The organism is Pseudomonas sivasensis (assembly GCF_052938085.1).
This window is the reverse complement of record NZ_CP176442.1, coordinates 5,679,146-5,694,297: the sequence shown is the minus strand read 5'-3', so window position 1 is coordinate 5,694,297 and position 15,152 is coordinate 5,679,146. Positions and strand designations below refer to the sequence as shown.

General features: G+C 62.0%; 13 protein-coding genes. 12 read left to right on the top strand and 1 reads right to left on the bottom strand.

Features of this window, described 5'->3' with window-relative positions; translation table 11 throughout:
• Window positions 1-21 precede the first annotated feature (21 nt).
• The 11 genes from waaF to ACKZ62_RS26235 all read left to right on the top strand — a co-directional run bounded on the left by waaF (window position 22) and on the right by ACKZ62_RS26235 (window position 12,449).
• A complete protein-coding gene (gene waaF / locus ACKZ62_RS26285; protein ID WP_032890370.1) occupies window positions 22-1,056 on the top strand; it encodes a lipopolysaccharide heptosyltransferase II in 1,035 nt (344 codons plus the stop codon).
• A 1-nt stretch (window position 1,057) separates the two neighbouring features.
• Window positions 1,058-2,119, top strand: a complete 1,062-nt coding sequence (waaC, locus tag ACKZ62_RS26280) for a lipopolysaccharide heptosyltransferase I (RefSeq protein WP_032890371.1) — start codon at window positions 1,058-1,060, stop codon at window positions 2,117-2,119.
• A complete protein-coding gene (locus tag ACKZ62_RS26275) occupies window positions 2,119-3,243 on the top strand; it encodes a glycosyltransferase family 4 protein (protein ID WP_032890373.1) in 1,125 nt (374 codons plus the stop codon). Before waaC ends, ACKZ62_RS26275 begins: the two co-directional genes overlap by 1 nt.
• Window positions 3,240-4,046 (top strand): lipopolysaccharide core heptose(I) kinase RfaP, encoded by an 807-nt coding sequence (rfaP, locus tag ACKZ62_RS26270; protein ID WP_032890375.1) that lies wholly within the window; start codon window positions 3,240-3,242, stop codon window positions 4,044-4,046. Before ACKZ62_RS26275 ends, rfaP begins: the two co-directional genes overlap by 4 nt.
• Window positions 4,046-4,780 carry a lipopolysaccharide kinase InaA family protein gene (locus tag ACKZ62_RS26265; protein WP_095186097.1) on the top strand — a complete coding sequence of 245 codons (735 nt, stop codon included), beginning with the start codon at window positions 4,046-4,048 and terminating at the stop codon, window positions 4,778-4,780. Before rfaP ends, ACKZ62_RS26265 begins: the two co-directional genes overlap by 1 nt.
• Window positions 4,777-5,529, top strand: coding sequence for a lipopolysaccharide kinase InaA family protein (locus ACKZ62_RS26260; RefSeq protein ID WP_032890379.1), 753 nt, complete (start codon window positions 4,777-4,779; stop codon window positions 5,527-5,529). The genes ACKZ62_RS26265 and ACKZ62_RS26260 overlap by 4 nt, the downstream gene beginning before the upstream one ends.
• Complete coding sequence (locus tag ACKZ62_RS26255; RefSeq protein ID WP_339483409.1) at window positions 5,529-6,971, top strand: lipopolysaccharide kinase InaA family protein; 1,443 nt, start codon at window positions 5,529-5,531, stop codon at window positions 6,969-6,971. The genes ACKZ62_RS26260 and ACKZ62_RS26255 overlap by 1 nt, the downstream gene beginning before the upstream one ends.
• Window positions 6,972-8,073: 1,102 nt before the next feature.
• Window positions 8,074-9,060 carry a sugar ABC transporter substrate-binding protein gene (locus tag ACKZ62_RS26250; RefSeq protein ID WP_032890384.1) on the top strand — a complete coding sequence of 329 codons (987 nt, stop codon included), beginning with the start codon at window positions 8,074-8,076 and terminating at the stop codon, window positions 9,058-9,060.
• Window positions 9,060-10,583, top strand: coding sequence for a sugar ABC transporter ATP-binding protein (locus tag ACKZ62_RS26245; RefSeq protein WP_447096037.1), 1,524 nt, complete (start codon window positions 9,060-9,062; stop codon window positions 10,581-10,583). Before ACKZ62_RS26250 ends, ACKZ62_RS26245 begins: the two co-directional genes overlap by 1 nt.
• The gene (locus tag ACKZ62_RS26240) at window positions 10,576-11,526 is read left to right on the top strand and encodes an ABC transporter permease (RefSeq protein WP_081797839.1); all 951 of its coding nucleotides are present in this window, start codon (window positions 10,576-10,578) and stop codon (window positions 11,524-11,526) included. Before ACKZ62_RS26245 ends, ACKZ62_RS26240 begins: the two co-directional genes overlap by 8 nt.
• Window positions 11,523-12,449, top strand: coding sequence for an ABC transporter permease (locus tag ACKZ62_RS26235; RefSeq protein ID WP_447096036.1), 927 nt, complete (start codon window positions 11,523-11,525; stop codon window positions 12,447-12,449). Before ACKZ62_RS26240 ends, ACKZ62_RS26235 begins: the two co-directional genes overlap by 4 nt.
• Here ACKZ62_RS26235 and ACKZ62_RS26230 read toward each other — a convergent pair whose 3' ends face one another.
• On the bottom strand, window positions 12,450-14,537 hold the full coding sequence (locus ACKZ62_RS26230) for a TonB-dependent receptor family protein (RefSeq protein ID WP_447096035.1): 2,088 nt from the start codon (window positions 14,535-14,537) through the stop codon (window positions 12,450-12,452). It lies immediately after the preceding gene.
• A 205-nt stretch (window positions 14,538-14,742) separates the two neighbouring features.
• Between ACKZ62_RS26230 and ACKZ62_RS26225 the strand changes: the two genes are divergently transcribed.
• Window positions 14,743-15,078, top strand: coding sequence for a YceK/YidQ family lipoprotein (locus ACKZ62_RS26225; RefSeq protein ID WP_032890391.1), 336 nt, complete (start codon window positions 14,743-14,745; stop codon window positions 15,076-15,078).
• Window positions 15,079-15,152: the final 74 nt, after the last annotated feature.

Here is a 15,152-nt window from a genome sequence, read left to right as displayed (position 1 = left end):
CGCATCGTTTGTGGAAACTACATGAATATTCTGATCGTTGGGCCCAGTTGGGTCGGTGACATGGTGATGGCACAGACACTGTTCCAGTGCTTGCGCCAGCGCCACCCAGACTGCCAGATCGACGTGCTCGCTCCTGAGTGGAGCCGGCCGATCCTTGAGCGCATGCCCGAAGTGCGCAACGCCTTGAGCTTCCCGCTCGGCCACGGCGCCCTGGAGCTGGCAACCCGCCGTCGCATCGGCAAATCCCTGGCCGGCCAGTATGACCAGGCGATCCTGTTGCCCAACTCGCTGAAGTCGGCGCTGGTGCCGTTTTTTGCTGGCATCCCCAAGCGCACCGGCTGGCGCGGCGAGTTTCGCTACGTATTGCTTAACGATGTGCGCACGTTGGATAAGGCGCGCTATCCGCTGATGATCGAACGCTTCATGGCGTTGGCATATGAGCCAGGCGCGGAGCTGCCCAAGCCGTACCCGCGCCCGAGCCTGCAGATCGACCCAGTAACCCGCGACGCCGCCCTGGCCAAGTTCGGCCTGACGCTGGATCGCCCGGTGCTTGCCCTGTGCCCTGGCGCCGAGTTTGGCGAGTCCAAGCGCTGGCCGGCGGAGCACTACGCCAAAGTCGCCGAGATGAAGATTCGCGAAGGCTGGCAGGTGTGGTTGTTCGGCTCGAAAAAAGATCATCCGGTGGGTGAAGAGATTCGCCAGCGCCTGATTCCTGGCCTGCGCGAAGAGTCGGTGAACCTGAGTGGCGACACATCGCTGGCCGAGGCGATTGACCTGCTGTCTTGCGCGGATTCGGTGGTGTCCAACGACTCCGGCCTGATGCACGTGGCTGCAGCGCTGAACCGCCCATTGGTGGCCGTGTACGGTTCGACGTCTCCAGGGTTTACCCCGCCCCTGGCCGACAAGGTTGAAGTGGTGCGCCTGGGCCTTGAATGCAGCCCTTGCTTTGACCGTACTTGCCGTTTCGGCCACTACAACTGCATGCGCCAGTTGCTGCCACAGCCGGTGAACGAGGCTTTGCAGCGGTTGCAGGGCACTGCGGTCGAGGTTCACTGAGTTGCGGGTACTGGTAATCAAGACCTCATCCCTGGGCGACGTGATTCATGCGTTGCCGGCACTCACCGACGCGGCGCGCGCGATCCCCGGCATTCAATTCGACTGGGTGGTGGAAGAAGGCTTCGCCGAGATCCCGACCTGGCACCCGGCCGTAGACAAAGTGATCCCGGTGGCGATCCGCCGCTGGCGCAAGAACCTCTGGCAGACCATCAAAAGCGGCGAGTGGCGGCGTTTCAAGCAGCAGATCCAGTCGACCAAATACGACCTGGTGATCGACGCCCAAGGCCTGCTCAAAAGTGCTTGGTTGACCCGCTATGTGCGTGCTCCGGTAGCGGGCTTCGATAAGAACTCCGCCCGTGAACCCATTGCGGCGCGCTTCTACTCGCGACGCTTGGCCGTGGCCCGTGGGCAACACGCGGTGGAGCGTCTGCGCCAGCTGTTCGCCGTGGCGCTGGGTTATGACTTACCCAAAGGCTTGGGCGACTACGGCCTGAGCACCGAAAAACTGCTCGGCCTGCCGCCGAAAAAACCGTTTGTGCTGCTGTTGCACGGCACCACCTGGGACACTAAACACTGGCCCGAAGCCTATTGGCGCGAGCTGGCTGAGCGCATGGGCCGCTTGGGTGTGGACGTGAAATTACCTTGGGGCAATGCCGCCGAAAAAGCCCGCGCCGAACGCCTGGCCCAAGGCCTGGGCAACGCCGAAGTGCTGCCCAAACTCAACCTGGCCGGCGTCGCTCGGGTATTGGCTGGCGCCCGTGCCTGCGTCGCGGTGGACACCGGTCTCGGCCACTTGGCTGCCGCGTTGGACGTGCCGACCATTTCCCTGTTCGGCCCCACCAACCCCGGCCTGACCGGCGCTTACGGCAAGGGCCAGATTCACTTGGGCAGCGACTGGTCGTGCGCACCGTGTCTGCAAAAGCAATGTACCTATCAACCCACGGCCGACGACCTGCGTCGGTTCGACATCAAGCGCGAGTCGCCCCTGTGCTTCACGCGCCTGAACCCTGAGCGTGTGGCAAGCCGGCTGAGCACGTTGTTATTGGCTGAGGAGCTGCACTGATGCAACTGGCTTTTGTTCTGTACAAATACTTCCCCTTCGGTGGCCTGCAGCGCGACTTCATGCGCATCGCCCTGGAGTGCCAGCAGCGCGGCCATCAGATTCGTGTCTACACGCTGATCTGGGAAGGCGACATCCCGCCCGGCTTCGAAGTGCTGGTGGCGCCAGTCAAAGCGTTCTTCAACCATAAGCGCAACGAGAAGCTCAGTGCGTGGATGGAGGCCGACCTCGCCAAGCGCCCGGTGGACCGCCTGATCGGCTTTAACAAGATGCCAGGCCTGGACGTGTACTACGCCGCCGATGGCTGCTTTGAAGACAAGGCGCAAAACCTGCGCCATTCGCTGTACCGCAGCTTTGGCCGCTACAAGCACTTTGCCGAATACGAGCGTGCGGTGTTCGCCAAGGACGCCAAGACTGAAGTCCTGATGATCTCCGAGGTGCAGCAGCCGCTGTTCATCAAGCATTACGACACCCCGCTGGAACGCTTCCATCTGCTGCCGCCGGGCATTGCCCAGGACCGTCGCGCGCCGCCGAACGCGGCTGAAATCCGCGAAGGTTTCCGCAAGGAATTCAACCTCGGCGATGACGACCTGCTGCTGGTGCAGATCGGCTCTGGATTCAAGACCAAGGGCGTCGACCGCAGCCTGAAAGCCTTGGCCGCGTTGCCCTCTGAACTGAAAAAACGTACGCGCCTGTTTGTAATCGGCCAGGACGACCCCAAAGTATTCCAACTGCAAAGCGCCACTCTTGGGCTGGGCGACAACGTGCAGTTCCTCAAGGGGCGCAGCGATATCCCGCGTTTCCTGCTGGGCGCAGACCTGCTGATCCATCCGGCGTACAACGAAAACACCGGCACCGTGTTGCTCGAAGCCCTGGTGGCTGGGTTGCCGGTGTTGGTTTCCGCCGTGTGTGGCTATGCGCACTACATCGCCGAAGCCGACAGTGGGCTGGTGCTGGACGAGCCCTTTGAACAGGCTCAGTTGAACCAGTACCTGGCGCAAATGTTGACCGATTCTGCACAGCGCGCGGCCTGGGGCCGCAATGGGTTGGCCTTCGCCGAGACGGCCGACCTCTACAGCATGCCGCAGCACGCTGCGGATGTGATTCTGGCGGAGCCAAAACGATGAAGTTGATTCTTGCCGAACCGTTCAAGACGTTATGGGCCGGGCGTGATGCTTTCGCCGAAGTCGAGAAACTGCAAGGCCAGGTATTCCGTGAACTGGCAGCGCGTCGCACGCTGCGCACCGAGGTGGATGGCCGCCCGTATTTCGTGAAGATTCATCGCGGTATTGGCTGGGCAGAAATCTTCAAGAACCTGATCACCGCCAAGTTGCCGGTACTGGGCGCCGGTCTGGAATGGGATGCCATTCACCGCTTGCAGGAGATCGGCGTACCGACCATGACCGGCGTGGCCTTCGGCGAAAAAGGCAGCAACCCGGCGGACCAACACTCGTTCATCATCACCGAAGAACTGGCGCCGACCCTCAGCCTTGAAGACGTGACCCTCAACTGGGCCGCCGAGCCGCCCGCACCTGCCTTGCGTCATGCCCTCACCGCAGAGCTGGCGCGCATGGTCGGCGACATGCACCGGGGCGGCGTAAACCATCGCGACTGCTACCTGTGCCACTTCCTGCTGGACACGTCCAAGCCGATCGACGCGCGTGACATCAAACTCTCGGTGATCGACCTGCACCGCGCCCAAATGCGGGCCCATTTGCCGCTGCGCTGGCGCGACAAGGACCTGTCGGCACTGTATTACTCAGCGCTGGACATCGGCCTGACCCGTCGCGACAAACTGCGCTTCCTCAAGGGCTATTTCCGCCAGCCGCTGCGCCAGATCCTGACCGAGCAATCGGCGTCCCTGAGCCTGATGCAGCGCAAGGCCGACAAGCTGTACGCACGCAAGCAACGCTACGGGGATGCGATCTGATGGCGGGTTGGAACCTGGAACCTGCTTATGCCGCCCTGGCGGATGATTTTGGAAGCCTCGACGCGGTGTTCGCCCTGCAAGGCGAGCGGCTGACCCGCGATCCGTTATCGGAAGTGATCCGGGTGCAGCGCGGCGGGGTCAATTACTACGTCAAGCGCTACACCGGCGCCGGCAAGGGCCTGCGGCGTTATCTGGGCAAGCCGCGGGTAAAGTCCGAATGGCAGAACCTCAAGCGCTTCGCCAAGTGGGGCATTCCCACCGCCGATGTGGTGGCTTGGGGCCTGGAGCGCAATGGCCTGGCCTACGACCGTGGTGCGATGATCACTCGTGAGTTGCCTAATACCGAAGATCTTTCGGTGGTGGCCGAGCGTAAAGATGCGCGCCTGCGCGACCCCAAGTGGGTCGATGTCGTCAGCCGCCAACTCGCCGAGTACACGCGCACGATGCACGACCAGCGCTTTACCCATAACGATTTGAAGTGGCGCAACCTGCTGATCGACGACCAGCAGACCCTGTACCTGATCGATTGCCCCAACGGCGATTTCTGGCGCGGTTTCTGGCTCAAGTACCGCATCACCAAGGACTTGGCCTGCCTCGACAAGGTGGCCAAGTATCACCTGTCGGCTACCCAGCGTCTGCGTTTCTACATGCAGTACCGTGGGTGTCGGCACCTGAGCGATTCGGACAAGCGGCGGATCCGCCACGTAGTGAAGTTTTTCGAGGGACGCGAATGAGTGATTTTCTGGCGGCTGAAGACCGTGCCTTGCTGGAGCGCCACGGCCTCGCGACATTCGACGCGCTGTGGGCCAAGCAACTGGACGCGGTGGACGAGCCCAACACCAGCCGTGGCGGCTGGAGTAGCGTGTTTCGTCTGGAGCTCGATGGCCACGGGTATTACCTAAAGCGCCAGAGCAACTACCTCACGCGCAGCTTGCACCGACCGCTGGGCGAGCCGAGTTTCTCCCGTGAGTTTCGCAATATCAGTCGTTACCGCTCGCTGGGTATCCCGGCCTTGCAGGCGGCGTTTTACGGGGAGCGCAAGGTCGCCGGTGAACACCGCGCAATGCTGCTGACCCGCGCCCTCGACGGCTGGAATGACTTGGATTCATTGCTGGAGCAGTGGCCGCAACTGAGCGACGCCCAGCACCGCGCGATCCTGTTGGCGTGCGGCCAATTGGCGCGCCGGTTGCACAGCCTCGGCCAGGTCCATGGCTGCTTTTACCCCAAGCATATTTTCCTGCAGGCGACCGGCGACGGTTATGCCGCGCAGTTGATCGACCTGGAAAAAACCCGCCCGCTGCTGTTCGGCTGGCGTGATCGGGTCAAGGACCTGGAACCGTTGTTGCGTCGTGCACGGCAGTGGTCGGACGTGCAGGTGCGTCAACTGCTGGCGGCCTACCTCGATCAGCCCGAAGACAGCGCGCTGGTCGCGACCTGGCTGCAACGCCTGACGGTTCGGCGTAGCCACAAGGAGAACCGCTGATGCGCCTGTCCGAGCTGAAAAGCGCCGGCCGCACACCGAGCCTGCCCCTGACCCTTGACCTGGCGGATGCCGCTGGCCCCGGCCAACTGCAACTGCTGAGCCTTTTGCGCGTGTTACCGGGCGAGCGTTACGTGGGCGCGGCAGTCTGGCGCGGGCGTCCGGTGCTGGCCAAGTTGTTGGTGGGCAGCAAGGCCGCGCGGCACTTTCAGCGTGAACTGAGTGGCGTACGACTACTGGCCGAACAAGGCCTGACCACGCCGCTGTTGCTCGCCGATGGCCTGCAGGAAGGCGAAGGCGGCTGGCTGCTGTTTGAGTTTATCGAAGGCGCCGAAAGCCTGGCCGATGCCTGGCATGCCGTCGAAGGCCTGCCACCGTTGGCTGACGAGCAAACCGCCGTGCTCGCCGAAGCACTGGGCGCGATTGCCCAGATGCACACCAAAGGCTTGTGGCAGGAAGACCTGCACCTGGACAACCTGCTGCGCCAGGACGGCAAGCTGTACCTGATCGACGGTGCCGGTATCCGCGTCGAAGAGGCCGGCAAGCCGCTGTCGCGTAACCGCGTGCTGGAAAACCTCGGCGTGTTTTTCGCCCAGTTGCCGAAAAACCTTGAGCCGTTTACCGAAGAGTTGCTTGTGTATTACCTGCTGAGCAACGGCGAACACGCCTTGCCGCTGGAAGCCCTGGAGAAGCAGGTGCGCAAGGTCAGCGCTTGGCGCTTGAAGGACTTTTTGAACAAGGTCGGCCGCGAATGCACGTTGTTCAGCGTGGTACGCGGCGCCTTTGGTTTGCGCGCGATTCGTCGCGAAGAAGAGGCCGCGATGCTGCCGGTGCTGGAACAGGCCGATGCGCTGCTCGACCAGGGCCACTTGTACAAGACCGGTGGCGCCGCGAGCGTGGCCAAGGTCGAGGTAGCCGGTCGCCCGCTGGTTATCAAGCGCTACAACATCAAGGGCTTTGCCCACTGGCTCAAGCGCTTCTGGCGCCCAAGTCGCGCCTGGCATTCCTGGCGCGAAGGCAATCGCCTGGCGTTCCTTGGTATCGCCACGCCGAAGCCTTTGGCTGTGTTGGAAAAGCGCTTTTTGTGGCTGCGCAGTCGGGCTTATCTGATCACCGAATACCTGCCGGGCCCGGACATCATCGAGCGTTTTGCGCCCTATATTGAACACGGTGATGCACCGGAAGGTGAGCTGCTGGCACTCGACAAGCTGTTTGCCGAACTGATCCGCGAACGCATCAGTCATGGCGATTTCAAGGGCCATAACCTGTTCTGGGACAAGGACCGCTGGTCGCTGATAGACCTCGATGCAATGTGCCAACACACCTCCGCCGCCAGCTTCGCCACGGCATACGCGAAGGATCGTGCGCGCTTTATGCGTAATTGGCCGCAGGACAGTGCGTTGTACAAACTGATTGATCAGCGACTGCCTAAAACCATCGACTGAACACGTGCTTCCTGTGGTGAGCTGTCTTCCTGCGGTGAATGGGCTTCCTGTGGTGAGCTGTCTTCCTGTGGTGAGTGTGCTTCTTGTGGTGAGCTGTCTTCCTGTGGTGAGCGGGCTTGCCCCGCGCTGGGCTGCGCAGCAGGCCCACTAGAAGCACCGCAATGCTTCAGGTAAATCGCAGCGGCTGGTTTTGGGGCCGCTGCGCAGCCCAGCGCGGGGCAAGCCCGCTCACCACAGTTATGGTGCTCTCCTTAAGTGTTGTGTCAGCAAAAGTGCTTGGGCATTTGTGAGTGAAGAACGACAGCGCTTTACACGTGGTGAGCGGTCTTCCTGTGGTGAGCGGGCTTGCCCCGCGCTGGGCTGCGCAGCAGCCCCACTAGACGCACCGCAATGCTTCAGGTAAATCGCAGCGGCTGGTTTTGGGGCCGCTGCGCAGCCCAGCGCGGGGCAAGCCCGCTCACCACAGTTATGGTGCTCTCCTTAAGTGTTGTGTCAGCAACGGTGCTTGGGCATTTGTGAGTGAAGAACGACAGCGCTTACACGTGGTGAGCGGTCTTCTTGTGGTGAGCGGGCTTGCCCCGCGCTGGGCTGCGTAGCAGGCCCACTAGAAGCACCGCAATGCTTCAGGTAAATCGCAGCGGCTGGTTTTGGGGCCGCTGCGCAGCCCAGCGCGGGGCAAGCCCGCTCACCACAGTTATGGTGTTCTCCTTAAGTGTTGTGTCAGCAAAAGTGCTTGGGCATTTGTGAGTGAAGAGCGACAGCGCTTACACGTCGTGAGCGGTCTTCCTGTGGTGAGCGGGCTTGCCCCGCGCTGGGCTGCGTAGCAGCCCCACTAGAAGCACCGCAATGCTTCAGGTAAATCGCAGCGGCTGGTTTTGGGGCCGCTGCGCAGCCCAGCGCGGGGCAAGCCCGCTCACCACAGTTATGGTGCTCTTCTTAAGTGTTGTGTCAGCAACAGTGCTTGGGCATTTGTGAGTGAAGAACGACAGCGCTTACGCACTCAGTATTTTCTATCCGACTGATTTTTATAGATAAAAAATCTGGCATGGCCTCTGCAAAGTCTCCTGGTGAACCCTTTCACCAGCCGCCCGCGGAGCCTTGTATGCCTTCCAGCCTTTCCTCGCTTACCCGTTTGATTTGCCTCGGCGTTGCTGTGCTGCTGGGCCACGCTGCCGTCGTCCACGCTGCCGAAGGCGATGATGCCGTGCCGTCCCTGGCCGGTAAGCGCATTGCGGTGAGCATGACCGGCACCAGTCATTATTTTGATATCAAGGCGTTCCAGGCCCAGGTGGATGAGATCAAGCGCCTGGGTGGTACGCCGATCACCCTCGACGCCGGGCGCAATGACAAGAACCTGGTGACCCAACTGCAAACCGTGGTCACCCAGAAGCCCGACGCGGTGATCCAGACCCTCGGCACCCTCAGCGTGATCGACCCGTGGCTCAAGCGCATCAGCAAGGCCGGGATTCCGCTGTTCACCATCGATGCGCCGTCGCAGTACAGCCTCAATAACACCACTTCGGACAACGTCGCCACCGGCAAAGCCCTGGCCGATCAACTGATCAAGGACGCTGGCGGCAAGGGCAAGATTCTGGTGTTCAACGGCTTCTACGGTGTGCCGGTGTGTGCGATTCGTTATGACCAGTTGAAGCTGGCGCTCAAGGATTATCCGCAGCTGGAAATCATCCAGCCCGAGCTGCGCGATGTGATCCCCAATACCGTGCAGGACGCCTACTCCCAAGTGTCGGCGTTGCTCAACAAGTACCCGGCGGGCAGCGTGTCGGCGATCTGGTCGGCCTGGGACATTCCGCAGTTGGGCGCGAGCAAAGCGTTGATCGATGCCAAGCGCACCGAGATCAAGACCTACGGCGTCGATGGCACCCCCGAAGTGCTGGCGCTGCTCGGTCAGGCGAACTCGCCGGTGGGCGCAGTGGTCGCGCAGCAACCGGCGCTGATCGGCAAGACGGCGGTGCAAAACGTGGCGCGCTACCTGGCCGGGCAACGTGACCTGCCTAAGGAAACCCATGTCGCCACCTTGCTGACCACCGCCGGCAACCTGGCACAGGTTCAACAGTTGCGGGGTGACTGATGGCGGCATTGCACCTGCAACACCTGCGTAAGCGCTTTGGCGCCACCCAGGCGCTGGATGATGCGAGCCTTAAGGTCGAGCGCGGCAGCATCCATGGGCTGGTGGGCGAGAACGGCGCGGGCAAGTCGACGTTGATCAAGATACTCGCCGGTATCCACACGGCCGACGCCGGGCAGCTGAGTATCGACGGCCAGGCCTATGCAACGCTGTCGCCGCGTCAAGTGGACGCATTGGGCGTGCAGTTCATCCATCAAGAACGCCTGCTGCCCGCCAGTTTTACCGTGGGCGAAGCGCTGTTTTTTGGGCATGAGTTGCGCCGGGGGCCGTTTGTGGACCGGCGGCGGCAACAGCGTGAAGCGCAGCGCCTGCTGACGGAATACTTTGACCTGCAACTGCCGCCCGGTGCCTTGGTCGGCGAGTTGAACAGCGCCGAGCGCCAGGTACTGCAAATCACCCGGGCGCTGATTCGCCAGCCGAAGATCCTGGTGTTCGACGAGCCCAGCGTGGCGCTGGTCAAGCGCGAGGTCGACCAGTTGCTGCGCATCGTCAAGCGCCTGCGCGACCAGGGGCTGTCGATCCTCTACATCTCCCACTACCTGCAGGAAATCGACAGCCTGTGCGATGACGTCACGGTGCTGCGCAACGGTCGGGATGTGGCGGTGGTGCAGCCACGGCACACGTCGAGCGCAGAGATTGCACGGCTGATGGTCAACCGCGACGTGCAGGAGATGTACCCCAAGGCCAAGGTCGAGTTGGGGGCGCCGCTGTTGCAGGTGCGCGGGCTGAGTCTGGCACGGCGTTATCGGCAAATTGACCTGGAGGTGCGGCGCGGAGAAATCGTCGGCCTCACCGGATTGGTCGGTTCCGGCGCGAAGGAATTGTTCAAGACGCTGTTTGGTGTCGAGCGGGCCGACAGCGGCAGTGTGCATCTGGACGGGCGCTTGCTGCGCCTGCGTTCACCGGGCCAGGCGATTGCCGACGGCATCGCGCTGGTGCCCGAGGAACGGCGTAGTCAGGGCATCTCGCCGGTGTTGTCGGTGCTGGAAAACCTGACACTGGCGGGGCTCTCGCGGTTCAGCCGCTGGGGCTTGCTGAGCCGGCGCAGCGAGCAGACGGAAACCGCGCGGTTGATTGAAGAGCTGGCGATAAAGACGCCTGGGCCTCACGCCGCCGTTAGCCAACTGAGTGGGGGTAATCAGCAGAAAGTCGCCCTGGGTAAATGGCTCAGCCGCCGCTCGGCGGTGTACCTGCTGGATGAGCCCTGTGTGGGCGTGGACGTGGGCGCCAAGGTGGAAATCTATCGCCTGATTGGACGCCTGGTAGAAGAGGGCGCAGCGGTGTTGGTGCTGTCATCGGATTTGCAGGAGTTGCTGGGGATCAGTGATCGAATACTGGTGCTGCATCGCGGCGAGATTGCGGGTGAATTTCGTGCGGGGGAGGCTGACAGCGATCAGTTGCTCGCCTGTGCTACAGGCGCCGTGCCCGCTGCTGCTGTGCCGGTGCGGGAGGTCGAGCATGCTTGAGGTACTACTGAGACGGGGTTCGGTGGGTGTATTCCTGGCGATTTTGCTGGGGTTTGCCCTGGCGGCGCCGGGGTTTCTGTCGCTGGGCAACGTGGCCAATGTGTTCAGCCAATCAGCGATTCTCGGCGTGCTGGCCTTCGGGTTGACCTGCGTGATTATCGGCGGCGGCTCGAATGTGCTGGCCGGTGGGCTCGACCTGTCGCTGGCGGCCAATCTGGGGTTGTGCGCGGCGGTGTTCAGCCGCCTTAACAATGCCGGGCTGGAGCTTTGGCTCACCCTGCTGCTGACCTTGGGCTGCGGCCTGGCAGTCGGTCTGGTCAACGGCTTGGCCGTGGTGTTGCTGCGCTTGCCGCCGCTGTTGGCCACACTGGCGAGCATGAATGTGCTGGCGGGACTGGAATTGGTGCTGACGGAAAATACCGTGGTTTCCACCGACTCGCCGTTGCTGGACGTGCTCAGCGGCGGCAGTTGGCTGGCGGTGCCGGCACTGGCCTGGGTGTTGCTGCTGACGGCCGGGTTGCTGACCCTGTTGGTCCAGCATTCGGCCTACGGCCTGCGCCTGCATGCGGTGGGTGAATATCCCCAGGCGGCGCAAGCGGCGGGCATTCGCGTACGGGCTTATGGGGTGTCGAGTTACGCGCTGTCTGGCCTGTGCGCTGGTGTGGCGGCGTTATGTTCGGCAGCGTTTTTCAGCGGCAGCACCACGGGCTCCGGTGACATGTTGCTGTCGGTGGTGGCGATTGCCTTTCTGGGCGTGGTGTTTTCGCGGCGGCTGGTGGCAAGTATTCCTGGGACGTTGTTGGCGGCGTTGCTGATCGGTTTTCTGATCAATGGATTTCAACTGCTCAACTTGTCGAATTTCTGGGTCAACGGTGTGCAGGGCGTGCTGATCCTGCTGGTGGTGGCCGCGTCCAGCGCATTGAATCGGGGAGCCGGCTCATGAACCCACGCGTCTTACTGCCGTTGACGTTGCCGCTGGTGTTTGGGGTGATCGTGTTGGTGTTTGCCTTGCAGGCGCCGGGCTTCCTGAGCGGCGGCAACCTCAAAAGCCTGGTGCTGAATAACTTCGTGCTGCTGGCGATTGTCGCCATCGGCATGACATACGCCGTGGCGGCGGGTGGCATCGACCTGTCAGTGGGCACGGCACTGGATTTCGCCAGTTTCAGTTTTGTGGTGTTGCTCAATGGTGGGCATGGCTGGGCAGTTGCCGCGACCGGGGCGTTGGTCGCGGCCCTGTTGGTCGGTGTGGTGAATGCTGGGTTGATCGCCGGCCTGCGGATCAGTCCATTCCTTGCCACCCTGGGCACGCTGTTTATCGGCACCAGTGCCCAGCAATTGCTCTCGGACGGCGGCCAGCCTATCTACATCAGCCAGGGTGTGAAGCCTGAACTGATCGGCCTTACGCCTTTGCTGATCGTGCTGGGACTGGCGTTGTTCTATGGCCTGGTATTGGCGCGCGGACGACTGGGCCGCGAACTCCTGGCCCAGGGCACCCAGCCGCTGCTGGCGTATTACTCAGGCTTATCGGTGCAGCGAATCGTCACCGTCGTGGCCTTGGCGACTGCCTTGGCCTGTGGCGTGGCGGGGGTGTTGCTCAGTTCGACGGTCAGCGCCTATGTGCCGCTGTCGGGCAATGCGTTTTTGCTCAATGCCATCGGCGCGGTCTTTATCGGCACCACCTTGAGCCGGCAGGGGCGGGCGAATGTTCCCGGAACCCTGCTGGGGGTGTTGTTTATCAACGTGATCGCCAACGGCTTGCTGCTGATCGGCTGGAATTTCTACTGGCAGCAAGTGGCGACCGGTGTGCTGATTTTTGTGGTGCTGGCGTTCAGCTTTGCCAGTCGCCGGTTGCTGGAATCCCGCTGATCAGAACTGGTACTCGGCACCTGCGCCGGCGTACCACGAGCGGCCCGGTCCCGCTTCGTAGTAGCGACCGTTGCTGTCGCCGACGATGACTGAACCGACGTACTGGCGGTCCAGCAGGTTGTCCAGGCGCAGGGTCTGGTGGAAGGTCCAGTGCTCGACTTTCTGTTCGAAGCGCGCGCGCCAGTTGAACACGCTGTAGCCCGGCGCGGCGTGCTGGCTGTTGGTGTCTTCGACGTAGACCTTGCTGCGGTACATGCCCTCGATGGCGGTGCTCACCCAGTCGCGGGGTTTCCAGTTGAGTTCGGCGAACAGCGTGGTTTGCGGGACGCCAGGGAGGTAGTTGCCCTTATCGACGGCGGTACTGGTGCCGCTGACGAAGTCGCTGTCGTAGGTGGCTTGCAGGCGGGTATAGGCGAGGCTGGTGGTCCAGTGTTCGGCGAGTTGGCTTTCGAGGCCCAGTTCGAAGCCGCGGCGCAGGGTGCGGCCGGCGTTTTGATAGGTGGAACGCCCTCCAAAGGATTGCTGTATCACCAGTTCATCTTCGGTCGTGATCTGGAAGACGGCAGCGTTGATGCGTGTGTCTTGGCCAAGTCGTGCTTTCAAACCGACTTCGTACTGCGTGCTGACCGACGGTTTGAGCGCGAAGTTGAAACCGTTTGAGCTGCTGGAGTAGGCCGACTCGGCTTGTGTCGGCGTTTCAAAACCTTTGCCCGCGCTCACATAGCCGTGCAGGTCGGGCGTGAAAGCGTACATCACGCTGACCGATGGGGTGTTCTTCTGGTAGGTCTTGCTGCCGCTGTCGTCGCCGTCGGTACCGCTGACGAAGCGGTCCTCCACGTCCATTTTCATAGTGTTGTGACGCAAACCGGCTTGCAGAGTCCAGTCGCCCAGCAACCAGTTGGCTTGCACGAACGGGTCGAGGCTGGTGGCGGTGTCGATTTCATCGCGGCCCAAGGCGCCTTTGACGCCTTGCACCCCGTTGACGGTGTTGGAATAACCTTGGCGATCATCCTGGCTGCGATCGTAGTCCAGGCCGGCGATCAGGGTCAGGTCGCCGGGCGCGCTGTTGATAGGTTGCAGCCAGTGGACAGAGCCGCCGTAGAACTTGCGGTCGAATGCTACTACGCCGCCGCGTTTGCCCGCGGGGATAGTGCCTGGAATCGACAAGTACTGAATCACACTCCTACGCCCCGTGTAGGCATTTACCTGCAACGTCGCATCGCCGATGTAGCGCTCGTAATTCATCCCCAATTGCTGGTGATCGATGCTTTTGCGCGTGTTGTACGTCAGCGCATTACTGCTCACCGAGCGCGGGTCCGCTTTGTACGCTTCCCACGTTTGCCCCAGCGGGTCCTGAGTGCCGTTCTGTTCCAGGCTGCTGTAGATCAGCGCCAGTTTGCTGTCGTCATCGGGCTGGACATTGAGCTTGGCAAAGGTCTGGTCCCGGCGTGCGCTGCTGTGGTCGCGGTAGCCGTTGGTGTCCATGCGCGACGCGTCGAGCACAAAACCTGCGCCGTTGGTCGCGCCTTCGGCGCTCAGGTGGTTTTTGTTCAGGCCGTCGCTGCCGATCAGGGTTTCGGCGCCGATACGTGGCGGGCCTTCGCCGTCGCGGGAGAACATCTGGATCACGCCGCCGGCGTTGCTGCCGTACAAGGTGGCGGCCGGCCCACGCAGCACTTCGATGCGTTCGGCGGTGTCGAGGTTGAATGTGGCCGCCTGGCCCTGGCCATCCGGGGTGCTGGCGGGGATGCCGTCGGCGATCAACTTGATGCCGCGCACGCCAAAGGCCGACCGGGCGCCAAAGCCGCGTGAGGAAATCTGCAGGTCCTGGGCGTAGTTTTGGCGGTTCTGCACCACCAGGCCGGGCACGCGGGACAGGGCTTCGGAAGCGTTGATACCCAATTGGCCGTCGCTGATTTGTTCGCGGCTGACACTGTCCACCGAATACGGCAGGTCGAACGTCGGGCTGGCGCTGCGCGAGCCGGTGACCACGCTGGGATCGAGGACCAGGGGCGCATCGTCGGCCAGGGCGGTGGTGCACAGGCCTAGCAGCAGAACGGCAAGGCGAGTGGGGATAATTGGGGTCATGATGAGGCCGGGTCTATGGCGCAACGCGAGTGATTGGCGTAGGCGTAAAAAGTGCGAGTTTAACGATTCAACCCTTGTTTTGCCGAATTCGTTGCAACTGGTCAGAACCGGAAGCGTCCTACGCTAGGCGTCGGTTCCGGATGCCTGAGCCGCGGGTTTCGCAGTGCTAGCTTTTCGCTCCCTGAATTTAAAAGAAGAATTAGATATGCGGACCCCTATCGTGCGGTTGTTGGTGTTGGTGGGCATGACGTTAATCGTGGGCGGCTGCGGAACGGTCACCACGGTGTTTCGCGGTGATGACGTCACCGTGCGGGAACTCAAGGGGAAAAAAACCTATTGTCAGTCTGTCCCTCGTGTCTACAGCGGCGTGGCGTATGACTTGTGCGTGCTGCATGGGCCGGCGAATTCTGCCGATGGGCTTTCGCTGAACGGAATTCCCTGGGCTGTTCTCGATGTGCCGGTATCCGGTGTTCTCGATACGCTCATCCTGCCCTACACGATCTACCGGCAACGTGCTGACGGGAGTGTTGAGCTTCGCTAACCCCTTGCGGCTAGCAGTTTCCCATCATTTTTAAGCTATAATCCCGCCCTTTAGCTGTTTCCTGCCCAGGTGGG